This is a genomic window from Sphaerotilus mobilis (assembly GCF_004216565.1).
GTDB lineage: Bacteria > Pseudomonadota > Gammaproteobacteria > Burkholderiales > Burkholderiaceae_C > Sphaerotilus > Sphaerotilus mobilis.
Map to the genome: position 1 here is coordinate 280,800 of NZ_SGWV01000010.1, position 24,821 is coordinate 305,620.

The 24,821-nt window shown below is 70.7% G+C and carries 17 protein-coding genes; 8 read left to right on the forward strand and 9 right to left on the reverse strand.

From position 1 onward, the window contains the following. Window positions 1-40 precede the first annotated feature (40 nt). The 3 genes from EV685_RS13625 to EV685_RS13635 are packed head-to-tail and all read right to left on the reverse strand — an operon-like array spanning window position 41 to window position 3,911. Window positions 41-1,588, reverse strand: a complete 1,548-nt coding sequence (locus EV685_RS13625) for an ABC transporter ATP-binding protein (protein ID WP_130482585.1) — start codon at window positions 1,586-1,588, stop codon at window positions 41-43. After that, the gene (gene guaD / locus EV685_RS13630; RefSeq protein WP_130482586.1) at window positions 1,585-2,925 is read right to left on the reverse strand and encodes a guanine deaminase; all 1,341 of its coding nucleotides are present in this window, start codon (window positions 2,923-2,925) and stop codon (window positions 1,585-1,587) included. Before guaD ends, EV685_RS13625 begins: the two co-directional genes overlap by 4 nt. After that, window positions 2,922-3,911, reverse strand: coding sequence for a LysR family transcriptional regulator (locus EV685_RS13635; RefSeq protein WP_130482587.1), 990 nt, complete (start codon window positions 3,909-3,911; stop codon window positions 2,922-2,924). The genes guaD and EV685_RS13635 overlap by 4 nt, the downstream gene beginning before the upstream one ends. A 124-nt stretch (window positions 3,912-4,035) precedes the next feature. Here EV685_RS13635 and xdhA point away from each other — a divergent pair, with 124 nt between their 5' ends. From xdhA to xdhC, 3 genes are read left to right on the forward strand one after another with little or no spacing between them, the layout of a single operon-like run. Next, window positions 4,036-5,628 (forward strand): xanthine dehydrogenase small subunit, encoded by a 1,593-nt coding sequence (gene xdhA / locus EV685_RS13640; protein WP_130482588.1) that lies wholly within the window; start codon window positions 4,036-4,038, stop codon window positions 5,626-5,628. Further along, entirely contained in the window at window positions 5,625-8,006 is a 2,382-nt protein-coding gene (gene xdhB / locus EV685_RS13645) for a xanthine dehydrogenase molybdopterin binding subunit (protein WP_130482589.1), read from the forward strand. The genes xdhA and xdhB overlap by 4 nt, the downstream gene beginning before the upstream one ends. 15 nt (window positions 8,007-8,021) lie before the next feature. Beyond that, window positions 8,022-8,960, forward strand: coding sequence for a xanthine dehydrogenase accessory protein XdhC (xdhC, locus tag EV685_RS13650; RefSeq protein WP_242615584.1), 939 nt, complete (start codon window positions 8,022-8,024; stop codon window positions 8,958-8,960). 181 nt (window positions 8,961-9,141) lie between these two features. Here the strand turns inward: xdhC and EV685_RS13655 are convergent, their stop codons facing one another. Then, window positions 9,142-11,265, reverse strand: a complete 2,124-nt coding sequence (locus EV685_RS13655; RefSeq protein ID WP_130482590.1) for a putative bifunctional diguanylate cyclase/phosphodiesterase — start codon at window positions 11,263-11,265, stop codon at window positions 9,142-9,144. A gap of 327 nt (window positions 11,266-11,592) precedes the next feature. On the opposite strand from EV685_RS13655, the gene EV685_RS13660 reads away from it, so the two are divergent. Continuing rightward, window positions 11,593-14,982 (forward strand): transglycosylase domain-containing protein, encoded by a 3,390-nt coding sequence (locus EV685_RS13660; RefSeq protein ID WP_242615585.1) that lies wholly within the window; start codon window positions 11,593-11,595, stop codon window positions 14,980-14,982. On the opposite strand, the gene ppk2 is transcribed toward EV685_RS13660, so the two are convergent. After that, window positions 14,976-15,899, reverse strand: a complete 924-nt coding sequence (gene ppk2 / locus EV685_RS13665; RefSeq protein WP_130482591.1) for a polyphosphate kinase 2 — start codon at window positions 15,897-15,899, stop codon at window positions 14,976-14,978. The genes EV685_RS13660 and ppk2 overlap by 7 nt on opposite strands. Window positions 15,900-16,066: 167 nt before the next feature. Between ppk2 and EV685_RS13670 the strand changes: the two genes are divergently transcribed. Continuing rightward, complete coding sequence (locus EV685_RS13670) at window positions 16,067-17,248, forward strand: acetyl-CoA acetyltransferase (RefSeq protein WP_130482592.1); 1,182 nt, start codon at window positions 16,067-16,069, stop codon at window positions 17,246-17,248. Continuing rightward, entirely contained in the window at window positions 17,245-18,858 is a 1,614-nt protein-coding gene (locus EV685_RS13675) for an acyl-CoA synthetase (protein WP_130482593.1), read from the forward strand. The genes EV685_RS13670 and EV685_RS13675 overlap by 4 nt, the downstream gene beginning before the upstream one ends. A 38-nt stretch (window positions 18,859-18,896) precedes the next feature. On the opposite strand, the gene EV685_RS13680 is transcribed toward EV685_RS13675, so the two are convergent. Both EV685_RS13680 and EV685_RS13685 read right to left on the reverse strand, forming a co-directional pair. Then, on the reverse strand, window positions 18,897-19,832 hold the full coding sequence (locus EV685_RS13680) for a PPC domain-containing DNA-binding protein (protein WP_130482594.1): 936 nt from the start codon (window positions 19,830-19,832) through the stop codon (window positions 18,897-18,899). A 23-nt stretch (window positions 19,833-19,855) separates the two neighbouring features. Then, window positions 19,856-20,662, reverse strand: coding sequence for an SDR family NAD(P)-dependent oxidoreductase (locus tag EV685_RS13685; RefSeq protein WP_130482595.1), 807 nt, complete (start codon window positions 20,660-20,662; stop codon window positions 19,856-19,858). A 302-nt stretch (window positions 20,663-20,964) separates the two neighbouring features. On the opposite strand from EV685_RS13685, the gene EV685_RS13690 reads away from it, so the two are divergent. Both EV685_RS13690 and EV685_RS13695 read left to right on the forward strand, forming a co-directional pair. Beyond that, complete coding sequence (locus EV685_RS13690) at window positions 20,965-22,026, forward strand: porin (RefSeq protein ID WP_130482596.1); 1,062 nt, start codon at window positions 20,965-20,967, stop codon at window positions 22,024-22,026. Window positions 22,027-22,112: 86 nt separating this feature from the next. Next, window positions 22,113-23,186, forward strand: coding sequence for a hypothetical protein (locus EV685_RS13695; protein ID WP_130482597.1), 1,074 nt, complete (start codon window positions 22,113-22,115; stop codon window positions 23,184-23,186). Between the two features lie 35 nt (window positions 23,187-23,221). Here the strand turns inward: EV685_RS13695 and EV685_RS13700 are convergent, their stop codons facing one another. Further along, the gene (locus tag EV685_RS13700) at window positions 23,222-23,866 is read right to left on the reverse strand and encodes an LON peptidase substrate-binding domain-containing protein (protein WP_242615586.1); all 645 of its coding nucleotides are present in this window, start codon (window positions 23,864-23,866) and stop codon (window positions 23,222-23,224) included. Then, window positions 23,863-24,774 (reverse strand): RNase adapter RapZ, encoded by a 912-nt coding sequence (gene rapZ / locus EV685_RS13705; protein WP_130482598.1) that lies wholly within the window; start codon window positions 24,772-24,774, stop codon window positions 23,863-23,865. The genes EV685_RS13700 and rapZ overlap by 4 nt, the downstream gene beginning before the upstream one ends. Window positions 24,775-24,821 lie beyond the last annotated feature (47 nt).

The window sequence follows — 24,821 nt, forward strand, 5'->3', positions numbered from 1 at the left end:
GGCGGTTCCTTGGTTCTTGTCGGCGCGTGTCGTGGCAGGTTCAGGCGTGGCTCGGGACCGCATCGGCCGCAGCCGGCGCCGCGCCCTTCGCATCCCACAGGCCCGACATCCATTCACCGATGCGCTCGATGGTGGCCTGCGCCGTCGGGATCGACGGCGAGACGCGGCCCTGCGCGATCACGACCAGGCGGTCGCAGATCTCGAACAGCTCGTCGAGCTCCTCGCTGACCACCAGCAGCGCCGCGCCGGCATCGCGCAGCGCCAGCAGCTCGCCGCGGATCTGCGCGGCCGCGCCCACGTCCACGCCCCAGGTCGGCTGGCTGATGATCAGCAGCTTCGGGTTGGCGTCGATCTCGCGGCCGACGATGAACTTCTGCAGGTTGCCGCCCGACAGCGACTTGGCCGCCGCGTCCGGCCCGCCGGCCTTGACCTTGAACCGTGCGATCAGGCCGGCGGCCTGCGCGCGGATCGCGGCCATCTTGAGCCAGCCGCCCGCGCCAACGCCTTCGGTGCGCGTGAGCAGCACGTTGTGCGCCAGCGAGAGCGTGGGCACCGCGCCTCGGCCCAGCCGCTCCTCGGGCACGAAATGCAGGCCCAGCTTGCGGCGCTTGCGTGGCGAGGCGTGCGAGACATCGTGGCCGAACAGCGCCAGGCTGCCTGCTGCCGCGCGCGGGTCCTCGCCGGACAGGGCCGCCATCAGCTCCTGCTGGCCGTTGCCCGAGACCCCGGCGATGCCGACGATCTCGCCGCAGCGCACCTCCAGCGCGATGTCGGCCAGGTTCATGCCGAAGGGGTCCTGCTTGGCCAGGTTCAGGCCCTTGACCGCCAGCGCGACCTCGCCCGGCCGGCTCGGCCGGTGCTGCAGCGCGGGCGGCTCGGCACCAATCATCAGGCGCGACAGCGAGGCGTTGGTCTCCTTCGTCGGGTCGACCTCGCCGGTGACCTTGCCGCCGCGCAGCACCGTGCAGTGGTGGCAGAGCGCGCGGATCTCGTCGAGCTTGTGGCTGATGTAGAGGATGGCGCAGCCCTCATCGGCGAGCTGGCGCAGCGTCACGAACAGCTTGTCGACCGCCTGCGGCGTCAGCACCGAGGTCGGCTCGTCGAGGATCAGCAGCTGCGGCCGCGTCAGCAGCGCGCGCACGATCTCGACCCGCTGGCGCTCGCCCACGCTGAGCGTGTGCACCGGCCGCAGCGGATCGACGTCCAGGCCATAGACACCGGCGACCTCGCGGATGCGTTCGGTCACGTCGGCCAGGCTCATGGACTTGTCCAGACCGAGCCAGACGTTCTCGGCCGCCGTCAGCGTGTCGAACAGCGAGAAGTGCTGGTAGACCATGCTGATGCCGAGCGTGCGCGCCTGCGCCGGGCTGGCGATGCGCACCGGCTGGCCGTTCCAGAGGATCTCGCCGGCATCGGGCTGCACCGCGCCGTAGATCATCTTCATCATGGTCGATTTGCCCGCGCCGTTCTCGCCCAGCACGGCATGGATCTGGCCGGGCATGACCGTCAGGCTGACGTCGTCGTTGGCGCGCACCGCCGGGTACTGCTTGGTGATGCCGTTGAGCTGCAGGCGGGGAACGGTGGTCATCGGGGCACTCCGGGTCGAACGGGACGGTCGGAACGGTCATTGGAAGGCATGCGCGTCCCGGCGACCCAGGTCTCGCGCAGGTTGCGCTCGTCGCTCAGCATGAGCCAGGCGAACAGGCGTTCGTGCAAGCTGCGCGCCAGCGCGTCGCGGTGTCGGGCGACCGGGCCGCTGGCCCAGTCCCAGATGCACAGGTCGGCCATGCAGCCGGGCTCGAAGGCGCCGATCTCGCCGGCCAGCCCGAGCGCCTCGGCGCCACCGCGCGTGGCCGTGTGCAGGGCCTTGTAGGCCGACAGCTTCACGCCCTGCATCGCCTGCATCTTGTAGGCATCGGCCAGCGTGCGCTGGATCGACAGGCTGGTGCCGCCGCCCACGTCGCTGGCGATGCTCACACGGGCGCCGGCCGCTTCCAGCGCTCGCCAGCCGAACAGGCCGCTGCCCAGGAACAGGTTGCTGCTCGGGCTGTGTGCGATCTGCGCGCCGGTGTCGGCCAGCAAGGCGCGGTCGGTGTCGTCCAGCCAGATGCCGTGGGCCAGCACGGCGCGCTCGTTGAGCAGGCCGGCGCGGTGGTAGACGTCGAGGTAGCTGCGCGCCTCGGGGAACAGCTCGGCGACCCAGGCCACCTCGGCGCGGTTCTCGGCCACATGGGTCTGCATATACAGGCCCGGCACCTCGGCCAGCAGACGGCCGGCCATGGCCAGTTGTGCGGGCGTGCTGGTTGGCGCGAAACGCACCGTCATCGCGTAGGACAGGCGGCCGCTGCCATGCCAGCGCGCGATCAGCTCGCGGCTGTCGGCCTCGGCGCCGAGCACGTCGTCGCGCAGACCGTCGGGCGCGTGGCGGTCCATCAGCACCTTGCCGGCGATCAGCCGCATGCCTCGGGCATGGGCGGCCGACAACAAGGCATCGGCCGACACCTTGTGCACGGTGGGGAAGACCACCGCCGTGGTCGTGCCATGGGCCAGCAGCGCGTCCAGGAAGGTCTGCGCACCCACCCGCGCCACGGCCGGATCGGCATGGCGGCGCTCGGCCGGGAAGGTGTAGGTCTCCAGCCAGTCGAGCAGCTCGGTGCCGTAGCTGGTGATGACGTCCAGCTGCGGGCTGTGCACATGGGTGTCGATGAAGCCCGGCAGGATCAGCTGACCGGTGCGGACCTCGCGCTGCCAGTCCGGCCCCGGAGCCGTCGCCTGCACATCGACGATGCGGCCGTCCTCGATCAGCAGCCAGTGGCCCGGCCGGTGGCGCACGCCCGGGTGCGCGTCCTGCGGTGCCGACCAGCCCGGATCGCCGGTGAAGTCGAGCAGGTCGCCCTGCAGCGCGACACGACGTGGCCCGGTCATGTCGCCCTCCCGTTTGGCGGCGTCGTGGTCCTGGCGCTGCTCAAGGTCCGGGCGACGTCGCGCACGGTCTCGCGCAGCCAGCGCAAGGACGCGGCGTTGTGGCTGACGTCGTGCCACAGCTGGTAGTAGGTCATGCTCGGGAAGTTGACGGGACAGCGCACGATGCGCAGCGGCAGGCTGTCGAGGTAGCGCTGGCAGAACAGCCGGCCGGTGGTCAGCACCAGCTGGGTCTGCGCCAGCATCAGCGGCATCAGCGCGAAGTGGGCGCTGCGCACGACGATGCGGCGCCGCTTGCCCAGGCGCTGCAGGTGTTCATCGATCACGCCGACCGCACCGGCGTGCAAGGCAGTCGGCGCGATGTGCTCGGCATCGAGGTAGCGCTCCAGCGTCCAGCTGCGCGGGTTGCGCACCGCCGGGTGGTCCTGCGCGACCAGGCAGACGACCTCGTCGGCAAACAGCCGGCCCAGGTGCAGCTCGCCGGGTGGCTCCAGCCAGTTGCCGATCACCAGGTCGACCTCGCCGCGCGCCAGCCGGGCGCGGTAGTCGTAGTCGGCCGACAGCGGGTGGATGGTGACATTGGCCAGCGGCGCCTGCTGCTTGATGCGGGCCACCAGCGCGGGCAGGAAACTCGGGTCGAGGTAGTCGCTCGCGGCGATGCGGAACTCGACCGCTTGCGCCTGCGGCGTGAAGGCCCGGAAGGCGCGGTCACCGAACTTGCCGCCGAACAGCTGCTCGGCGCTGCGCAACAGCGCCTCGGCCGGCGCCATCAGCTGCAGCGCGACCTCGGTGGGCACCATGCCGGTGCCCGCACGCACCAACAAGGCGTCGCCGGTGAGCGTGCGCAGCCGCTTGAGCTGGGCGCTCACGGCGGGCTGGGTGGAGGCCAGGCGCATCGCGGCTCGCGAGACGCTGCGTTCGGTGATCACGGTATGGAGGACCCTGACGAGATGAAGCTCGATCTTGTCAAAGTCGACACGGCTGCTCATACGGCCAAAAGCATAACAACCATCGTTGCGAACGTATACCGCTCACAGACGATCGGAGTATCTTGCGGGTAACTCCTGATCCCGGTCCGGCCTGTCGCACAGGCCCTTCAAGCCCACCCAACCGATGACCACGACACGGCCCATCCGCTTCATCCACCGCGGCGAGATCACCCAGCCCGGCGACGTCCCAACCACCCGCAGCCTGCTGGACTGGCTGCGCGAGGATGCCCACGGTTGCGGCACCAAGGAAGGCTGCAACGAAGGCGACTGCGGCGCCTGCACCGTGCTGGTCGCCGAACTGGCCAGCGAGCACGACCTCGCCACGCCCGGCGCCACGCTGATCGGCTCGGGCGCGGACACGCTGCGGCTGCGCAACCTCAACGCCTGCCTGGCCTTCCTGCCCACGCTGGACGGCAAGGCCGTCATCCCGGTCGAGGACCTGCCGCGTGCCTGCGGCCTGCCCAGCGGCACCTTGCACCCGGCCCAGCAGGCGCTGGTGGACTGCCACGGCTCGCAGTGCGGCTTCTGCACCCCTGGCTTCGTCATGACGATGGCGGCGGTGCATGAACGCCAGTGCAGCGCCGGTGGCCCGGCCGACCGCGCCACGCTGGCCGACGACCTGGCCGGCAACCTCTGCCGCTGCACCGGCTACCGGCCCATCCTCGATGCCGCCGGGCGACTCGGCCAGCCGGGCTCTCCACGCATCGATGCCCCGGCCCTGGCCGCACAGCTGCGCCAGCTGGCACAGGACCCGCCGCTGCACCACGCGGCCACGCACCCGGCCCGACCCGGCGTGGTCGAGCAGTTCCACGCGCCGCGCAGCCTCGATGAACTCGCCGCGCTGCGCGCCGCCGAGCCGGCCGCACGCCTGCTGGCCGGCGCCACCGACATCGGCCTGTGGGTCAACAAGCAGTTCCGCGAGCTGGGCACGCTGCTCTATGTGGGCGAGGTCGCCGAGCTCAAGCGCATCGAGCGCAGCGACGAGCGCCTGCGCATCGGCGCGGCCGTCAGCCTGGAGGACGCCTGGGCCGCGCTGGCCGGTCTGGACGGCGAACTGACCGACGCCTGGAAGCGCTTCGCCTCGCCGCCGGTGCGCCACGCCGGCACGCTGGGCGGCAACATCGCCAACGGCTCGCCGATCGGCGACGGCCCGCCGACCTTGCTGGCACTCGATGCCACGCTGCAACTGCGCCTGGGCGACGTCGCGCGCAGCCTGCCGATCGAGGCGTTCTACCTGCGCTACGGCGTCAACGCGCTGATGCCCGGCGAGCTGCTGGTGGCGATGGACGTGCCGCTGCCGCAGCCCGGCACGGCACTGCGCGGCTGGAAGGTCTCCAAGCGCATCGACAGCGACATCTCCACCGTCTATGGCGCATTCGCGCTGAGGCTCGATGCACACGGCCATGTCGCCCATGTGCGGCTGGCCTGGGGCGGCCTGGCCGCCATCCCGAAACGGTCGATGCAGGCCGAAGCCGCCATGCTCGGCCAGCCCTGGAACGCCGCCACGCTGGCCGCCGCACAGGCTGCCCTGGCCAACGAGTTCCAGCCCCTGACCGACCTGCGTGCCAGCGCCAGCTACCGCCAGCGCATCGCCGCCAACCTGCTGCACCGGCTGTGGCTGGAAACCCGGCCCGATGCGCCGCTGGACCCGGCCAGCACACGCCTGCGCCTGGCACCCACCCACCCGCAACTGCCCCGCACCCAGGAGGCCGCATGAACACCGTGACCGACCTGAACGCCGCCCTACGGGCCGGTGATGCGACATCGCCCGACCCACGCCGCGTCGGCATTGCCCGGCCGCACGAGTCGGCCCATCTGCACGTGCAGGGCAGCGCCCCCTACATCGACGACATCGCCGAGGTGGCTGGCACGCTGCACGGCGCGCTGGGCCTGTCGCCGATCGCGCACGGCAAGCTGCTCGGCATCGACCTGGACCGGCTGCGGGCCCAGAGCGGCGTCGTCGCGGTCTACACCGCCGCCGACCTGCCCGGCCCCAACGACTGCGGCCCGATCGTGCACGACGACCCCATCCTGTGCGATGGCACGCTGCGCCATGTGGGCCAGCCGGTCTTCCTGGTCGTGGCCCGGACCCGCGAACTGGCGCGCCGCGCCGCCGCATTGGCCAAGCAGGTGATCCGCGCCGAGCCCTTGCCCGCCGTGCTCACGGCCCGCGAGGCCCATGCGCTGGGCCAGTACGTGGTGCCGCCGATGGTGCTCGAACGCGGCGACGCCGCCGCCGCGCTGGCCGCCGCGCCGCACCGGCTGCGCGGCAGCTTCAGCCTGGGTGGGCAGGAACAGTTCTACCTCGAAGGCCAGATCTCCTACGCCATTCCGCAGGAGGACGGCGGCCTGCTGGTGCACTGTTCTACCCAGCACCCCAGCGAGATGCAGCACATGGTGGCTCACGCGCTGAGCCTGGCCTCGCACCGCGTGCAGGTGCAGTGCCGGCGCATGGGTGGTGGCTTCGGCGGCAAGGAGTCGCAGTCGGCCCTGTTCGCCTGCTGCGCCGCACTGGCCGCGAGCAAGCTCGGTCGGCCCGTCAAGCTGCGGCCCGATCGCGACGACGACTTCGCCATCACCGGCCGGCGCCATGGCTTCGAATTCGACTACGAGGTCGGCCATGACGAGGCCGGCCGCGTGCTCGGCGTGCGCATCGACATGATCTCCAACGCCGGCCACTCGGCCGATCTGTCACCGCCGGTGATGACCCGCGCGCTGTGCCACTTCGACAACGCCTACTGGCTGCCGAACGTCGCCATGCGCGGCTTCTGCGCCCGCACGAACACGCAGAGCAACACCGCCTTCCGCGGCTTCGGCGGGCCGCAGGGTGCGCTGGCCATCGAGGTCATCCTCGACGAGATCGCGCGGGGCCTCGGTCTCGATGCGCTGGCCGTGCGGCGGGCGAACTTCTACGGCACCGACACCCGCAACGTCACGCCCTATGAGCAGGTGGTCGAGGACAACGTGATCGAGCCGCTGGTGCGCCAGCTCGCCGAACAGGCCGATCACGACGGGCGTCGCGCCGCGATCGCCGCCTTCAACGCCGGCAGCCCCATCCTCAAGAAGGGCCTGGCGCTCACGCCGGTCAAGTTCGGCATCAGCTTCAACGTCGCCCATTTCAACCAGGCCGGCGCGCTGGTGCATGTCTACACCGATGGCTCCATCCTGGTGAACCACGGCGGCACCGAGATGGGCCAGGGCCTGAACACCAAGGTGGCGATGGTGGTGGCGCACGAGCTGGGTGTCGGCTTCGATCGGGTGCGCGTGACCGCCACCGACACGCAGAAGATCGCCAACACCTCGGCCACCGCCGCGTCGACCGGCAGCGACCTCAACGGCAAGGCCGCGCAGGACGCCGCCCGCCAGATCCGCGCCCGGCTGGCCGACTTCATCGCCACACGCTGGCAGGTCGACGCGGCCGGCCTCACCTTCGGCAACGACGTCGTCGCGCATCCGGCCGGTCACGCCATCGGCTGGCCCGAGCTGATCGCGCTGGCCTATGCGGACCGCGTGCAACTCTGGAGCGACGGCTTCTACGCCACGCCCGGCCTGCATTGGGATCGCGTGCGCCTCAAGGGCAAGCCCTTCTACTACTTCGCCTACGGCGCGGCGCTCAGCGAGGTCGTGGTGGACACGCTCACCGGCGACTGGAAGCTGCTGCGTGCGGACCTGCTGCACGACGTCGGTGCCTCGCTCAACCCGGCCCTGGACATCGGCCAGGTCGAAGGTGCCTTCGTGCAGGGCATGGGCTGGCTGACCACCGAGGAACTCTGGTGGCAGCCGATGGACGCCTCGCCGAACGCCGGCCGGCTGATGACACACGCGCCCAGCACCTACAAGATCCCGACGGCCAATGACGTGCCCGAGGCCCTGCACACCGCCCTGTTTGAGAACCGCAACGTGGCCGACAGCATCCACCGCAGCAAGGCCGTCGGCGAGCCGCCGCTGCTGCTGCCCTTCAGCGTCTTCCTGGCCATCCGCGACGCGGTCTCGGCGGTCGGCGATCACCGCGTGCAGCCGCCGCTGCGGGCCCCGGCCACCGGCGAGGCCATCCTCGACGCGGTCGATGCCGTGCGTGCCGCGACCCGGGCCTGATCGAGGAGAAGGCCGATGAACACGACCCAGGCCTCGATCGGCATGGCGTCAGCCGGCGCTCACGAGACACCGCCCGAGCTGGTGCTGCACGCCACCGCGCAGCAGTGGCTGGCCGCCGGACGTGTCGCCATCGACGTGGCGGTGACGGCACACCGCGGCTCGGTGCCGCGCGAGACCGGCACGCACATGCTGGTTTCGCCCACACAGGTGCTGGGCACGATCGGTGGGGGTCATCTGGAGCTGCAGGCGATCGAGGCGGCCCGCGCGCTGCTGGCGCAAGGCCCGGACGCGCTGGCCGCGCTGGCGTCGACACCGCGCGTCTGGCCCATCGCCCTGGGTCCGTCGCTCGGCCAGTGCTGCGGCGGTCACGTCACGCTCAGGCTGCGACCGCTCGACAGCGCCGCGCTGGCCGGCTGGTCCCTCAGCCCGCCACGCCTGCACCTGCAACTGCACGGCGCTGGCCACGTCGGCCGGGCCATCGTGCGCTTGCTGGCCGACCTGAACGTGTCGGTCCAGTGGGTCGACACGCGCGAGAGCGAGTTCCCGCCCTTGCAGGCCCATGAGACAGCCCACATCGAGCGCCTGTGCAGCGACACGCCCGAACACGAGGTCGCGCTGGCGCCGCCCGGCACGCACTTCCTGGTGCTGACCCACAGCCACGACCTCGACCTGCGCATCACCGAGGCCGTCTTGCGGCGCGACGACTTCGCCTGGTGCGGCCTGATCGGCAGCCTGACCAAGCGCGCCCGCTTCCTGCACCGCTACGAGGCCCGCGGCATCGGCGCCGCAGCCCTGTCGCGCCTGACCTGCCCGATCGGCCTGCCTGGCATCACCGGCAAGGAACCCGAAATCCTCGCGATCGCGGTGGTGGCGCAGCTGCTGCAGGTGGCGAACACCGTCGAGGTCGGCAGGGAACGGATGAAAGCGGACTTGAATCGGGTGGCGAGCAATTAAAGGATGCTTTCATCAGCAAGGCCGATGTGTATAGAAAAGTCGATTTTTTATGCACGTCGGGCGGGACGTGCATGAAGATTCGGCTTTTCCTTGCACGTTCGATCCCGATCCCTTGATCAAGATGGCCCCGGCCCATCACCCGTTCGAGAGCATCCGCCCGGACGACCGGGGCTGATGCCCCTCAATCCGCCAACGCCCCCGCCACCGTCTGACGCGCCGCCGCCGTGTGCAGGGCTTCGGTGAAGGCTTCGGCGGACATCGGTTCGCCGAACAGGAAGCCCTGGAAGCGGCTGCAGCCGAAGGTGCGCAGCATCTCGCCCTGGGCGGCCAGTTCGACGCCCTCGGCGACCACGCTCAGGCCCAGGCTGGCGGCCAGCGCGACGATGGCGCGCGAGAGGTGGGCGTCGACGTTGTCCTCGAGGATGTCGCGCACGAAGCTGCGGTCGATCTTGAGCTGGTCGAAGGGCAGGCGCTTGAGGTAGGACAGCGACGAGAAGCCGGTGCCGAAGTCGTCCAGCGAGAAGCTCACGCCATGCGCGCGCAGCCGGTGCATGCGCGCGGCGATGTCGTCGACGTCGCCCAGCAGCGCGCTCTCGGTGAGTTCGAGCTTGAGGCGCCGCACCGGCACGCCGGTGCGCTGCAGGATCTCGATCACCGCGTCGACGAAGTCGGGCTCGCCCATCTCGCGGGCGCTGATGTTGAAGCTGACGGTGACCTCGGACATCTGCGGGTCCTCGGACCAGGCGCACAGCTGCAAGCAGACCCGTTCGAGCAGCGCCCGGCCCATCGGCACGATCAGGCCGGTCTCCTCGGCCAGCGCGATGAACTCGCTCGGGCCGATCAGGCCGCGCCGCGGATGCATCCAGCGCACCAGGGCTTCCGCGCCAATGGCGTGGTCGCCCTCGCCGACCTGCAACTGATAGACCAGCTGGAACTGCCAGTCCACCAGCGCCTCGCGCAGTTCGGACTCCAGCCGCGAACGCGCCTCGACCGCCGCCTGCATGGCCGGGTCGAAGCTGCGCAGACAGCCCCGGCCGGCGTGCTTGGCCGCGTACAGCGCGATGTCGGCCCACTTCAGCAGTTGCTCGGCCTGCTGCGCCAGATCGGCATCGACCGCCACCACGCCGATGCTGGCCAGGCAGTGGTGCTGGGCCCCGTCGATCAGATAGGGCTGACCGACCACGCGCAACAGCCGCTCGCCGACCGACTGGCCGACCGACTGCGCCAGCTCGATCGAGCGCTTCTCGTGCAGCAGCAGCACGGCGAACTCGTCGCCGCCCATGCGCGCGACGATGTCGCCGCGCGCCACCGAGGCCCGCAGGCGCAGCGCCACCTCGCGCAGCAGCTGGTCGCCGGTGTCGTGGCCGTGGGCGTCGTTGATCAGCTTGAAATGATCCAGGTCGATCAGGTAGAGCGTCGCCCCGCTGCGCCCGAGCAGGTCGCCTTCCAGGCTCTGGCTCAGCAGCTCGACCAGCTTGCGGCGGTTGGGCAGGTCGGTGATCGGGTCGTAGAAGGTCAGGCTCTGGGCCTGGGCCTCCGCGTCCTTGCGGCGCGAGATGTCGGTCAGCGTGCCGATCATGCGCAGCGGCTCGCCGTTGGCATCGTGATGCACCACACGGCCGACCTCATGGACCCAGACCTCGCTGCCGTCGCCGCAGCGCAGCCGGTGTTCGCTTTCATAGCCGCTGGCGATGCCGCGGCGATGGCGCTCCAGCCGCCGGTGCGCGGCGGTCGCGTCATCCGGGTGGATGCGTTCACGCCAGTCGGAGAAGCGCACCGCCGTGCTCGCATCCGCGCCCAGCCCGACCAGCACGCGGCACTGGGGCGACAGCGTGACCTCGCCGCTGGCGAGGTCCCAGTCCCAGACGCCCTGCTCGGCGCCTTCGACGGCGCGGATCCAGCGCGCGTCGGCATGGCGCTGCTGCTCCTGCGGCTCGCGCAGATGCAGCACGTTGGCGATGCGGGCGCGCACCACGCTGGCCCGGTAGGGGGTGGTCAGGAAGTCGGTCGCACCCAGCTGGAGGGCGCGGTCCTCGAAGGCCTCGTCAGGCTGGCCGCACAGGACCAGCACCGGCAGATGTCGCCAGGCCGGTTCGGCGCGCACACGCTGCAGCAGCAGCAGCGCCTCGTCATGGTCGTCCAGACCCAGCAACAGGGCATCGTGACGGCCCCTGTGCAAGGCGGTCAGGCCGCTCGCCGCGCCGTCGGCGGACTCCAGCAGATACAGCGCCTGCAAGGCGGCGCCCAGGGTGTGAACGACGTGCGGGTCAGGGGTGACCAGCAGCAGCCGCAGCCAACTCGACATGTTCGATGGATCCAGTGTTCTAAGGCCCGAACGCAAGGTTGCGGACCGGTTGGGTTTCAGTATGCCCGGCTGCGCAAGGCCCCGAAACTGAAGAATATGAAACGACGCGACGGCCCGACACAAGTTGACGCTTTGCGGCGGTGCCACTTTCAGTTGCGGCACCCGGCGTCAGCAGTTGTCTGAATCGAAACTGCCTGCAACGGCGTGAACGAATGGCGGTCCGACACCACGCAGCACCCGGTTCGGGTGCCAGACTTGGCCGCGTCGCCACACCAGGAAGGCCCTGCAGCGGCTATCTTGGTGGCCCATCAGCACACTGGAAGCATCGTGGACGGCCCGACCGACAGCAGCACCCCCGCCGCCCCCCCGGCCACCCCCCCCAAGCGCACGACGCGACTGAGGTGGCTGGCGCGCGCTGTGCGCTGGAGTTTTCCGGCCGCCGCCGTCGGCGTGGTCGGCGCGGTCGGCCTGCACGAGCTGCAGCACTCGCGCCTGCAGGCCTGGCTGCTGAGCGGCTACACCAGCGAACTGGCGCACGTGGTCGAACCCGGCCCGAGCCCTGCCATCCGCTTTCCGGGCGACGGGCCCTACGACGAGCGGCTGGGCTACCACCGCCTGCCCGACTGGACCCGCAAGCTGGCCACGCAGGGCTATGCGGTCAGCGCCCAGGCGCGCATGAGCGAGACCCAGCTCGGCCTGGTCGACAGCGGCCTGTTCACGATCTACCCCGAGAAGGACCAGGCCGGTCTGGACGTGGCCGACTGCTCCGGCGACCCGCTGTTCAGCTCGCGCTACCCGCGTCGCGTCTATGACCGCTGGGAGGACATCCCGCCGCTGCTGGTCGACGCGCTGCTGTTCATCGAGAACCGCGAGCTGCTCGACCCCGAGCGCCCGCGCATGAACCCGGCGATCGAGTGGGTGCGGCTGGGCAAGGCGGTCGGCGAGCAGGCCCTGCGCCTGATCGGCGACGACAGCCGCGCGCCCGGCGGCAGCACGCTGGCGACCCAGATCGAGAAATACCGCCACTCGCCCGATGGCCGCACCGACGGCGCGACCGAGAAGCTGCGCCAGATGGTCTCGGCCTCGCTGCGCGCCTACAACGGCGGCGAGCTGACGATGCCGCGCCGGCGCGAGATCGTGCGCAGCTACCTCAACACCGTGCCGCTGGCGGCCCGACCCGGCTGGGGCGAGGTCCACGGCATCGGCGACGGCCTGTGGGCCTGGTACGGCCAGGACTTCGACGAGCTCAACGACCTGCTGCGCTCGCCGCCGGCCGATCCGCCCACCGATGCCGCCGCGCCGCCCGCACCGGATGTGCTCGACGCCGCCGAGCGCCGCGCCGCCGCCTTCAAGCAAGCCCTGTCGCTGATGGTGGCGCAGCGCAGACCCTCGCACTACCTGGGCGCCAACCAGGACCGCGCGCTGGCCGAGCTGACCGACAGCTACCTGCGCGTGATGGCCGATGCCGGCGTCATCCCGGCCACCCTGCGTGACCGCGCCCTGGCGATCCCGCTGCGCCGCAGCGCCAGCGCCCCGCGCGAGGCCCAGCCGCCCTTCAGCGAACGCAAGGCCGCCACGGCGCTGCGCACCCGCCTGCAGGCCATGCTGGCGGTGCCGCGGGCCTACGACCTCGACCGCATCGACCTGCGCGCGGACAGCACGCTCGACGCCGAGCTGCAGCAAGCCGTCACCCGCACGCTGCGCAGCCTGCGCTCGCCCGAGGCGGCACGCGCCGCCGGCCTCTACGGCTTCCGGCTGCTTCAGGACGGCGACGACCCGCAGCACCTGCAGTTCAGTTTCACGCTCTACGAACGGGGCGAACACGCCAACCTGCTGCGGGTGCAGACCGACAACGTCGACCAGCCCTTCGACATCAACGACGGCGCCCGGCTGGACCTGGGCTCGACCGCCAAGCTGCGCACCCTGGTGAGCTACCTGGAGGTGATCGCCGACCTGCACGCGCGCTGGTCCGAGCTGGATCGGGCGGCCCTGCAGGCGCTGGATCTGGCCCCCAACGACCTGCTGTCGCGCTGGACCCGCGAGCAACTCCTGGCCGCGCCCAAGGCCAGTCCGCTGACGCTCGACCAGTTGCTCGATGCCGCCATGCGGCGCCGCTACTCGGCCAGCCCGCACGAGGTCTTCTACACCGGCGGAGGCCAGCACACCTTCGCCAACTTCGACCCGCTCGACGACGTCCGCACCATGGACCTGCGCGACGCGCTGCGGCGCTCGGTCAACCTGGTCTTCGTCCGGCTGATACGCGACGTCGTGCGCCACCATGCGCACCAAGGCCCGGCCGCGCCGCTGCTGCGCGATGTCGACAGTCCCGAGGCCGACGCGCTGCGGCGGACCTACCTGGAACGCTTCATCGAACACGAGGGCCGCGAGTTCCAGAGCCGCTTCCACAGCCGCTACCGCAACCTCGAAGCCGAGGCGATCGAGGACCGCCTGGTCGACCAGCTGCGCGGCACGCCCGGCCCGGAGCGCCTGGCCGCCGTGTTCGGCGCCCTGCAGCCCGAGGGCGATGCCGCCGCGCTGGGTGCCTTCATCGCCCGCCAGCACCAGCGCAGCGCCGAGCAGTCGGGCGTGAAGCTGCCGCTGCCGACGCCCGAACAGGTCGCCCGCCTGCTGCAACGCCACGGCGGTGCCTCGGTGCAGACGCTGGAGACGCGTGCGCGGCTGAGCGGCCTGAATCCGATCGAGCTGTGGACCGCCGCCGAGCTGCGGCGCGACAAGCGCCAGCGCCTGGCCGACCTGGTCGCCAGCGGCACCGAGGCCCGCCGCATGGCCGGCGCCTGGCTGCTGTTGCCCGGCAAGCGCGGCGCACAGGACGTGCGCATCCGCCAGATGATCGAGGACGAGTCCTTCGAGGAACTGCACCGCCGCTGGCAGCGCCTGGGCTATCCCTTCGACGCGCTGACGCCGTCCTACGCCACGGCGCTCGGCGCCTCGGGCGACCGGCCGTCGGCGCTGGCCGAGCTGATGGGCATCCTGGTCAACGGTGGCGAGCGCCGCCCGGCCAGCCGGCTGGACCACCTGGCCTTTGCGGTCGGCACGCCCTACGAGACCCACCTGCAGCGCCAGAGCGAATCTCCCCGCCGCGTGCTGCCCGAGGCGCTGGCCAAGGTCGTGCGCACCGCCCTGATCGACGTGGTCGACAACGGCACCGCCGCCCGCCTGCGCGGCAGCCTGAAGGACGGCGACGGCAAGGTCATCCCGATCGGTGGCAAGACCGGCACCGGCGACCACCGCTACGAGGTCTATGGCCGCAACGGCCAGCTGACCTCGGCCAAGGTGGTGAGCCGCTCGGGCACATTCATGTTCCTGATCGGCGAGCGCTACTTCGGCACCATGATGGTCTACGCCGCCGCGCCGCACGCCGAGGGCTACACCTTCACCAGCGCCCTGCCGACGCAGGCCCTGAAGACGCTCATGCCGGCGCTGCAACCGATGCTGCAGCGGGGCCTGTGTCAGGCACCGCGCAAGGCCGGCCCGGACCTCGTGCCCTCACCGGCCGATGGCGGCGGGGTGGGCGGGCCCGGCGGCCCCGGTGGACAGGGTCGCCCCCGCCATGCCGTGCAGCCGCGCCTGGACCACGGCTTCCACGAGGCGGTGCTGCAGGGCAGCCTGGCCGAGCCCTACCAACTGCAGGCCTGGCCGATGACCCCCACGGCCCAGGCGGCCACGGTGGCCGCCGAAGCCTCCTCGGCTCAGTAGACCTCGGGCACGATCATCGACGCCGGCACCGGGTTGCGGATGTAGTCGTCGTGGCGCTCGCGGGCCGGCAGGTCGACCAGCGGCTTGTCGACCTCGTGGTAGTCGAACTGCGTCAGCAGGTGCTGGATGCAGTTCAGGCGGGCGCGCTTCTTGTCGACCGCCTGCACCACCCACCAGGGCGCCTCGGCGATGTGGGTGCGCTCGAGCATCGCTTCCTTGGCCTTGGTGTAGTCCTCCCAGCGGCGGCGCGATTCGAGGTCCATCGGCGAGAGCTTCCATTGCTTGAGCGGGTCGTGGATGCGACCCAGGAAGCGCACATGCTGCTCCTCGTCGGTGATCGAGAACCAGTACTTGATCAGCTTGATGCCCGAGCGCACCAGCATGCGCTCGAACTCGGGCACCGAGCGGAAGAACTCCTCGACGTCGTCCTCGCTGCAGAAGCCCATCACCCGCTCGACGCCGGCGCGGTTGTACCAACTGCGGTCGAACAGCACGATCTCACCGGCGGCCGGCAGGTGCGGCGCATAACGCTGGAAGTACCACTGGGTGCGCTCGCGGCTGTTCGGGGCGGGCAAGGCCACGGTGCGGCACACGCGCGGGTTCAGTCGCTGGGTGATGCGCTTGATCGCCCCGCCCTTGCCGGCGGCGTCACGGCCCTCAAACAGGATGACGACCTTCTGGCCGGTCTCGGCGACCCAGTCCTGCAGCTTGACCAGCTCGCCCTGCAAGCGGAACAGCTCGCGGAAGTAGCGCATGCGCTCGGTCCGGCGCGAGGTGTCGGCCGCCGGGTCGACACCGGCGATCACGTCATCGATGCTGCGGTCCTCGATCTCGAGTTCAAGCTCTTCGTCGTAGCCGTCGATCAGATCGGCATGGATGCGGCGCAGCAGCGCCTCGTGCTCATCGCTCATCGACATGGGGGGCTCCCGGACGGTCAAAAACCCGCGAGTCTGCGCACGCCACGTGTCGGGACCGTGTCGGTCGCCGCGCGCGGTGCGGTGCGGCACCGGCAAGTCCCTCGGGCGATCTAGCATGGCGGCAGTCCGCAATGAAGTCCGCAAGGAAGTCCGCTAGGAGACATGAGATGGCGTCCATTCCCCACATCGTCGGCTGGGCCCACACGCCCTTCGGCAAGCTCGATGCGCTCGACACCGAGGCGCTGTTCGGCGCCGTGGCGCGGCCGGCCATCGAGAACGCCGGGCTGACGCCGGCAGACATCGACGGCGTCTTCGTCGGCCACTTCAACGGCGGCTTCGTGCGGCAGGACTTCAGCGGCGCGCTGGCCGCGCTGGCCGTGCCCGAGCTGCGTCACGTGCCATCGGTGCGGCTGGAGAACGCCTGCGCGACCGGCTCGGCCGCCATCTGGGCGGCGCTGGACGCCCTCGCCGCCGGGCGCATGCAGCGGGTCCTGGTGGTCGGGCTGGAGAAGATGAACACGCTGCCGAATGCGCAGATCGGCGAGGTCTTGCTGCGCTGTTCCTACGTGCGCGAGGAAGGCGACACGCCCGGCGGCTTTGCCGGCGTGTTCGGCCAGATCGCCAGCGTCTATGCCGAACGTTTTGGCGACCCGAGCGACGCACTGGCCCGCATCGCCGCGAAGAACCATGCCCATGGCGTGCGCAACCCGTTTGCCCACCTGCGCCGCGACCTGGGCTACGACTTCTGCCGCACCCCGTCGGACAAGAACCCTTTCGTGGCCGGCCTGCTCAAGCGCTCGGACTGCTCGCTGGTCAGCGACGGCGCGGCCGCGCTGGTGCTGTCCTGCGAGCCTTTGCCCGGCGCGGCGCAGCCGGCGGTGCGCTGGCGTTCGCGCACCCAGGTCAACGACTTCCTGCCGCTGTCGCGCCGTGACCCGACCCACTTCGAAGGCGCGGCCATGGCCTGGCAACGTGGCCTGGCAGAGGCCGGCATGGGCCTCGATGACCTGCACTTCGTCGAGACCCACGACTGCTTCACCATCGCCGAGCTGCTGGCCTACGAGGCCATGGGGCTGGCCCCGCAGGGACAGGGCGCGCGCGTGATCGACGACGGCATCAGCGCCTTCGACGGCCGCCTGCCGGTCAATCCCTCGGGTGGCCTGAAGTCGCGCGGTCACCCGATCGGTGCGACGGGCGTGTCCCAGCACGTCATGGCCGCGATGCAGCTCAGCGGCACGGCCGGCGACATGCAGCTGGCCGGCGCGCGGCGCGGTGCCGTCTTCAACATGGGCGGGGCGGCGGTGGCCAACTACGTGAGCATCCTGGAATCGGCCGAGGGCCGCGCATGAACGCCGCACAGGTCTGCAATCTGGCTCAGCTCCTGAGCCAGACCGCGCGGCTGTTCCCCGACCGGCCCGGCCTGATCCACGGCGACGAGACCTGGACCTGGGCCGAGCTGGACCGCCGCGTCGACGCGCTGGCCGCCGGCCTGAAGGCCCTGGGCGTGCGACGCGGTGACGGCATCCTGGTGCAGTCGCGCAATGGCGTGGCGATGTTCGAGAGCGCCTGGGCCGCCTTCCGCATGGGCTGCATCTGGGTGCCGACCAACTTCCGCCTGACACCACCGGAGATCGCCTACATGGGCGCCTCCAGCGGCGCCAAGGTGATGCTGGCCGAAGGCCTGTTTGGCGCCCATGCCGATGCGGTGCGGGCCGCCTCGCCGGCCTTGTCGCATGTCGTTTGGATCGGCGAGAAGCCCGATGGCCACGGCCTTCCCGGCGACACGACCCATGCGGCGCTGCTGGCCGCACATGCCGGCGCAGCGCCGGACGAGGCGGTGGTCGGGCCGGACGATCCGCTGTGGTTCTTCTACACCTCGGGCACCACCGGCCACCCCAAGGCCGGCATCCTGACGCACGGCCAGATGGGCTTCGTGGTGACCAACCACCTGGCCGACCTGATCCCCGGCACGACCGAGGCAGACCGCTCGATCGCGGTCGCGCCGCTGTCGCATGGCGCGGGCGTGCACCTGCTGCTCAACGTCGCGCGCGGCGCGGCCACGGTGCTGCTGCCGGGCGAGAGGCTCGATCCGGCGGTCGTCTGGGCCTTGATCGAGCGGCACCGCGTCAGCAACCTGTTCACCGTGCCGACCATCGTCAAGCAGCTGGTCGAACACCCGGCCGTCGACCAGCACGACCATTCCAGCCTGCGCCACCTGATCTACGCCGGTGCGCCGATGTACCGCGCCGACCAGCGCCTGGCCTTGCGCAAGCTCGGTCCGGTGCTGGTCCAGTACTTCGGCCTGGGCGAGGTGACCGGCTGCATCAGCGTGCTGCCGGCCCACCTGCACAGCGCCGACGACGCCGATGCCAACGCGAACATCGGCTCCTGCGGCCGACCACGCACCGGCATGGAGGTCGCGATCCTCGATGCCGACCTGAAGCCGCTGCCCACCGGCGAGGTCGGCGAGATCTGCGTGCGCGGCCCCGCCGTCTTCGCCGGCTACCACGGCAATCCGGAGGCCACGGCCAAGGCCCTGCGCGGCGGCTGGTTCCACACCGGCGACCTCGGCCGGCTCGATGCGCGCGGGCTGCTCTACATCACCGGGCGCGAGTCGGACATGTACATCTCGGGCGGCTCCAACGTCTACCCGCGCGAGTGCGAGGAGCTGCTGCTGACGCATCCCGGCGTGGCCGAGGTGGCGGTGCTGGGCGTGCCCGATCGCCACTGGGGCGAGGTCGGCGTGGCCGTGGTCGTGCGGCGGGCCGGACACGCGCCTGCCGTCGATGCCGATGGCCTGCTGGCCCACCTCGACGGTCGGCTGGCCCGCTACCGCTGGCCGCGCCAGTTCGTCTTCTGGGACGCGCTGCCCAAGTCGGGCTACGGCAAGATCACCAAGAAGGATGTGCGCGCCGAGCTGCTGCGGCGCGGCGACATCCAGCCGGTGCAGGCCGACTGAGTGCGGGCTTGCGTGCGGGTCTGAGTGCCGCCCCACGCTCAGCCGAGGATCTCCAGCACCAGCTCGAAGGTGACCAGCACCGGGTTCTCGCCACGGGCCAGCCGGCCCTGGTGACGCCCGCCGTGGAAGTCGATCATCGTGACGTCGATGGCGGCGCGCGGCGCGAGCGTCGCACCGGTCTCGATGACGCCGTGGCGGATCAGGGTCTCGGTCACGAAGGGCTGCACCACGCGGCCATCGTCGAACACCGCGCCGACCGTGCTGCCCACGCCACCACGCACCACCGCCTGGCGGATGCCACGTTCGGCGCAGATCGCTTCGAGCGTCTCGCAGACATCCATGTTGGGCGCCAGCCGGACGGCCAGCGCGGGCCGCGATGCAGCCGCCATATCGCCGCAAGCCCCGATCCACAGAGGCGCAGCGGGCGTATCAGGCGTATCGGGCGCAGCAGGCGCATAGGGCACCGGCTTGAACAGCGAGAAACGCGTCTCCTCGTCCGCCTGGACCGTGAACGCCGCATCGTGCATCGCCCAGAAGGTCGCCCGCAGCGGCGCGACGCTCAGTCGGGCCTGTTCGGGCAGGACATGCCCGCAGCCGCGCCGGCCGTCGGCCTCGATCCAGTCGACATGGCTGTGCAGCCAGGGGCGGCTGCCCTCGCCGGCCCCGCGCCGACCGAAGGTCACGGTCGCCTCGACCAGCTCGACCGCGCCGGGCGCCTCGTGGCGTTCGCTGAAGTACACCGCATGCTCGGGCGTGCGCGACAAGGCCGGCAGCACATATGGCCACGGCTTTGCCTGCCCGCCGTGCCACTGCAGCACGCCACTGGCGAAGTGGCCGCAGGACTCGGTCACAGCGACGCTGAGGGCGTCGATCAGGCTCGTGCCGGGCACCAGCGCCAGCGCATGGGCCGACAGCCGCGTGGCCACGATGCTGGCCTCGGGGCGCCGTGCGCCGGGGTGCACGATCTCGCGCATCGTGGCGGGCCCAGCGGGCTGCGTCAGCCGCCGCGCGCCATGCGGCGCAGCGTCGGCAGGCCCACGCCAGCCGCGTCGAAACCGCCGTCGGCGGCGATGACCTGGCCGTTGACGTAGCTGGCCGCGTCGCTGCACAGGAAGCCCACCACGTTGGCGATCTCCTCGGTCGTGCCGTAGCGCTCCAGCGGGATCACGTCGTGGTAGTCCGAACGGATCGCCACGCTGTGCACCAGCTTGGCCATCTCGGTCTCGACCGGGCCGGGGGCCACCGCGTTGACGCGGATGCCGACCGTGCCGAGTTCCGTCGCGTGCTGTTTGGTCAGGTGGATCAGCGCGGCCTTGCTGGTGCCGTAGGCGACCCGCAGCGTGCTGGCGCGCAGGCCGGAGATCGACGCGATGTTGACGACCGCCCCACCGCGCCCGCCTTGCTGCATCACCGGCGCCACCGCCTGGGTGCACAGGAAGGCGCCGTCGAGGTTGGTCGACAGCACCGTGCGCCAGTCCGCCCAGCTGGTCTGGCCCACCGGTTTGAACACGGCCACGCCGGCGTTGTTGACCAGCGCATCGATGCGGCCAAAGGCGGCCACAACCCGGTCGGTCGCGGCCTGCACCGCCTCGGGCTGCGAGACATCGCACGGCACGGCCAGCACCCGATCAGGCAGGGCCAGTTCGCGCTCGGTGCGGGCCAGGGTCTGGGCATCGATGTCCCAGAGCGCAACCCGGTGGCCGCGATCCAGAAACCACTGGGCGATGGCCAGGCCGATGCCGCGGGCGCCACCGGTGACGACGGCCACCGGTTGTTCGGTGACGGGAAGGAAGGGCGTGCTCATGGAGGGGGTGCTTGCGCAGCGTGTGGACCCAGGTCGGTTGCGCATTCTGTCGCTCTTCCTGGCCCCCTGGCCCGTGCCCTCGTCCGTGCGCGTGCTTGCCCGAACGCGCGCGCAGCCCTCGCGCCTATCGCCCACACAAGTCCGGCCCATGACAGGCCAAGCAGGTCCGCCGCTTGTCGTGCAAACGCCGCGATTCCTGTGTTCATCGGGGTATTCACGGATCTGCCACAGGCGCTGACGACGATGCAGATCGCTCCTCTCGCCCTCCCTCACACCTGCTCAACCAAGGCACCGCCTCCACCATGCAACACACCAAGAGCCTCCTCGCCGCCGCTGCCCTGCTGACGCTGGCCGGCGCCGCCTCGGCCCAGTCGACCGAGTTCACCTGGTACGGCCGCATCGACCTCGGCCTCGAAAGCACCAGCGACGGCGACGTCTCGCGCATCATGGCCAGCAACTTCGGTTCGCGCCTGGGCATCAAGGGCGAGCACAAGCTCAGCGCCGACCTGAGCGCCATCTTCCAGGTCGAGACCGGCATCGCCCCGGACGACACCGCCAACAGCAAGGCCTTCGCCAACCGCAACAGCTTCGTCGGCCTGAAGACCGCCGCCGCCGGCACCGTGCTGGCCGGCACCTACGACATGCCGCTGAAGGCGCTGGAAGGCACCTCCGGTGGCCTGTGGGGCCAGGGCGACCTGATCGAGATCCTGGTGCATGGCAAGGGCAGCCGCGTCGCCATCGGCAACGCCACCTTCCAGAACGTCCACACCCGCAAGACCAACGTGCTGCACTACGTCAGCCCGAAGCTCGCCAATGCCGTCGTCGCGAAGCTGGCCTACTCGCCGGACGAAGCCAAGACGACCGCCCTGAACAAGACCGTCTTCGGCGCCTCGGTCGAATACAACGACGGCATGTTCAACGGCGGCGTCGCCATCGAGAACCAGAAGGATGCCAACGGCGCCGGCCTCGCCATGAAGGGCACCAAGTTCACGCTGGGCACCAACCTGGGCGCCTTCACCGCCGGCGTCGCGATGAGCAAGCTGGACAACAGCGCCGGCCGCGAGACCAGCAACCTGGTCGTCACCGGCACCTACGCGCTCAACAGCGCGCTGGTCCTGAAGGCCAGCCTGGGCAAGTCGGGCGAGTCGGCCAGCGGCGCCAACGACGGCATCAAGGGCATGGCCTTCGAAGCCAACTACGCGCTGGACAAGCAGGTCGCCGTCTACGGCTTCGTCACCAAGCTGACCAACGACGCGGCCGCCCGCGGCACCCTGGTCGCGTCGGACAACTTCCCGGCCATCACCGGCCCGAACGCCGGCAAGGACCCGCGCGCCCTGGGCGTGGGCGTGCGCTACTCGTTCTGATCGCTGCCCTGCACAGACCGAGCCCTTTTTGACCCCTGCGGCCCGTGTCGATCGACACGGGCCGTTCTGCCTTTCAAGGAACCGAGATGACCTTCACCCTTGCCCGTCCCCTGACCCGTCTGGCCGTGATCGCGGCCCCGTTGCTGCTGGCCGGCCTGAGCGGCTGCGCCGGCATGGCCGAGCGCCATGCTCAGCACCACGGTGCCCAGGCACCTGCCGGCACCTACAGCTTCGGCCTCTGGGGCGACATGCCCTATCTGCGCAACGGCGACGCCGCCAAGCTGCCGGCCGTGCTCGACAGCATCAACCGCGCCGACATCGCCTTCTCGATCTACAACGGCGACATCAAGGACGGCGCCAGCCGCTGCGACGACAAGGTCTACACCGAAGCGCTGGCGATGTTCAACGGCATGAAGCAGCCGGTCGTCTACCTGCCCGGCGACAACGAGTGGACCGACTGCCACCGCAGCAACAACGGCGGCTTCGACGCGCTTGAACGGCTGGCCCACCTGCGCCGCGTCATGTATCCGACGCTGGACAGCCTCGGCGCCAAGACCATGCCGCTGACCCACCAGGGCCGCGCGCCGGGCGACAAGGCCATCGAGAACGTGCGCTTCAGCCAGGGCCCGGTGCTGTTCGTCGGCCTGAACGTGCCGGGCAGCAACAACAACCTCGTGCTCAACGCGCAGGAGTGCAGCGACAAGAGCGTGCGCAAGGCCGCCCAGTGCGACGCCGCCAACGCCGAGTTCCTGGAACGCGATGCCGCCAACATCGCATGGCTCAACCAGTCCTTCGATCAAGCCCGCAGCCAGAAGGCGCGCGGCATCGTGGTGACCGTGCAGGGCGACCCCGGCTTCGACCTGCCCGAGACCCCGGCGGTCGACGAGAGCCTGTTGCCGGGCAACAGCGGCTACCGCAGCTTCATGACCGAACTCGCCCGGCTGACGGCGGCCTTCGACGGCCAGGTGCTGTTCGTGCACGGCGACACGCACTTCTTCAAGGTCGACAAGCCGCTGCACGCGCCCAACAAGATGCTGGAGAACTTCACCCGCATCCAGACCTTCGGCAGCCCCAGCCTGCACTGGGTCAAGGTGACGGTCGAGCCGACCTCGGCCAACCTGTTCCGCATCGAGCCGGTGATGGTGGCGCAGAAGAAGTGACCGGAAGTGACCGGCTGAGCCGATCCCGCGCCCCCTCAGACGATCTTGTGTCGTCTGAGGAAGCCGTCCACCAGCCCCAGCCTTGCGACAGGGTCGGGCAGGGCCATCAGCTTGTGGCGGGTCGGCAGGGGGATCGGCAGGATCTCGCACCAGCGGTTGGCGACCCAGCCGGCATCGTCATAGCGCAGCGGCAACCGGAACGGGGCGTCGCCGCGCTCGTCAAGGGCCACCACGGCGCGACGCAGCGCGGCGACCGAGCCGGCGTGTTCGGGCAGCGGGGCGGCGGTCTCATCGGCCGCCAGCAGCGTGGCGCGGGCGGCGGTCCAGAGGCCGTCGGGGCGCTGGCTGGCGCCATCCAGCTCGAAGCGGCGGCCACCGTGGCAGCGCACCTGCAGGATGCCGGGCTGGTCGGCGTCGCAATCGGCGATGGTCGCCAGACAGCCCACGGCCTCGAAGCGCACGCCGTCCTGGGTCGCGCCGCGCACCTCGCCGCCCTGGATCAGCGTGACCACGCCAAAGCCCTTGCCCTCGCGCAGGCACCAGCCCATCAGGTCGAGGTAGCGCGCCTCGAACACCTTCAGGCTCAGCAGCCCATCCGGAAACAAGACCGTGCCGAGCGGGAACAGCGGCAGCGCATGCAGCGGCAGCTCGGGGGGCGACGCGGGCGTGCCGGCGCTCACAGGCCGTGTTCCTTGGCTTCGAGCTCGCGGTGCCGGATGAGGGTCGGGATGCGCTCACGAAAGCGCGCCGCCAGCGTCTCCACGCCATAGACCGAGCGGTGCTGACCGCCGGTGCAGCCCAGCGCCACGGTCAGGTAGCTGCGCTGGTCCATGCCGTAGGACGGCAGCCAGCGATCGAGGAAAGCCTCGATCTGGTCGAGCATCTCGGCCGCCTCGGGCTGCGCCTGCATGAAGGTGACGACGCCCGCGTCACGGCCGGTCAGCGCGCGCAGCTCGCGCACGTAATGCGGGTTGGGCAGCACGCGCAGGTCGTAGACCAGGTCGGCGTCGCGCGGCACGCCGTGCTTGAAGGCGAAGGACTCGAAGATCAGCGTCAGCGCGCTGTGGGCCGCGCCGACCAGCTGGCGCACCCACGCGCGCAGCTGGGCCGGACGCAGGTCGCTGGTGTCGATCACGGTGGCGATGGCGTGCACATCGGCCAGCAGCGCACGTTCGGTCTCGATGGCCTCGAACAAGGCGGTATGGGAGGTGCCGCCGCTGTCCTGCCGGGTCGACAGCGGATGGCGCCGCCGCGTCTCGGAGTAGCGCTTGACCAGCGTGTCGGTGCGCGACTCCAGGAAGATCGGCAACACCCGCGTGCCTTCGCGGCGCAACTGGTCGACCAGCGGCAACAGGCGCGGCAGCGACGCGGCATTGCGCACGTCCACCGCGACAGCGATGTGGCTGACCTCGCGCTGGCGCTGCAGCCGGATGAACTCGGGCAGCAGCTCGGGCGGCAGGTTGTCGACGCAGAAGTAGCCGGCATCCTCCAGCGCGGCCAGCGCCACCGACTTGCCCGAGCCCGAGATGCCGGAGATCAGGATGACCGGCTCGGACAGGCGTGCGCGCTCCAGCTTCGGTCGGGCCATCGGCGTCGTGGCGCTTGTCGCCTGGGTTATTGGCGGGCTCGGGGGTT

What these genes read in the sequence shown, in the direction of transcription:
- EV685_RS13625 (WP_130482585.1), bottom strand. Translation starts at nt 1,588, where the DNA reads ATGACCACCGTTCCCCGCCTGCAGCTCAACGGCATCACCAAGCAGTAC.
- guaD (WP_130482586.1), bottom strand. Translation starts at nt 2,925, where the DNA reads ATGACCGGGCCACGTCGTGTCGCGCTGCAGGGCGACCTGCTCGACTTC.
- EV685_RS13635 (WP_130482587.1), bottom strand. Translation starts at nt 3,911, where the DNA reads ATGAGCAGCCGTGTCGACTTTGACAAGATCGAGCTTCATCTCGTCAGG.
- xdhA (WP_130482588.1), top strand. Translation starts at nt 4,036, where the DNA reads ATGACCACGACACGGCCCATCCGCTTCATCCACCGCGGCGAGATCACC.
- xdhB (WP_130482589.1), top strand. Translation starts at nt 5,625, where the DNA reads ATGAACACCGTGACCGACCTGAACGCCGCCCTACGGGCCGGTGATGCG.
- xdhC (WP_242615584.1), top strand. Translation starts at nt 8,022, where the DNA reads ATGAACACGACCCAGGCCTCGATCGGCATGGCGTCAGCCGGCGCTCAC.
- EV685_RS13655 (WP_130482590.1), bottom strand. Translation starts at nt 11,265, where the DNA reads ATGTCGAGTTGGCTGCGGCTGCTGCTGGTCACCCCTGACCCGCACGTC.
- ppk2 (WP_130482591.1), bottom strand. Translation starts at nt 15,899, where the DNA reads ATGTCGATGAGCGATGAGCACGAGGCGCTGCTGCGCCGCATCCATGCC.
- EV685_RS13670 (WP_130482592.1), top strand. Translation starts at nt 16,067, where the DNA reads ATGGCGTCCATTCCCCACATCGTCGGCTGGGCCCACACGCCCTTCGGC.
- EV685_RS13675 (WP_130482593.1), top strand. Translation starts at nt 17,245, where the DNA reads ATGAACGCCGCACAGGTCTGCAATCTGGCTCAGCTCCTGAGCCAGACC.
- EV685_RS13680 (WP_130482594.1), bottom strand. Translation starts at nt 19,832, where the DNA reads ATGCGCGAGATCGTGCACCCCGGCGCACGGCGCCCCGAGGCCAGCATC.
- EV685_RS13685 (WP_130482595.1), bottom strand. Translation starts at nt 20,662, where the DNA reads ATGAGCACGCCCTTCCTTCCCGTCACCGAACAACCGGTGGCCGTCGTC.
- EV685_RS13690 (WP_130482596.1), top strand. Translation starts at nt 20,965, where the DNA reads ATGCAACACACCAAGAGCCTCCTCGCCGCCGCTGCCCTGCTGACGCTG.
- EV685_RS13695 (WP_130482597.1), top strand. Translation starts at nt 22,113, where the DNA reads ATGACCTTCACCCTTGCCCGTCCCCTGACCCGTCTGGCCGTGATCGCG.
- rapZ (WP_130482598.1), bottom strand. Translation starts at nt 24,774, where the DNA reads ATGGCCCGACCGAAGCTGGAGCGCGCACGCCTGTCCGAGCCGGTCATC.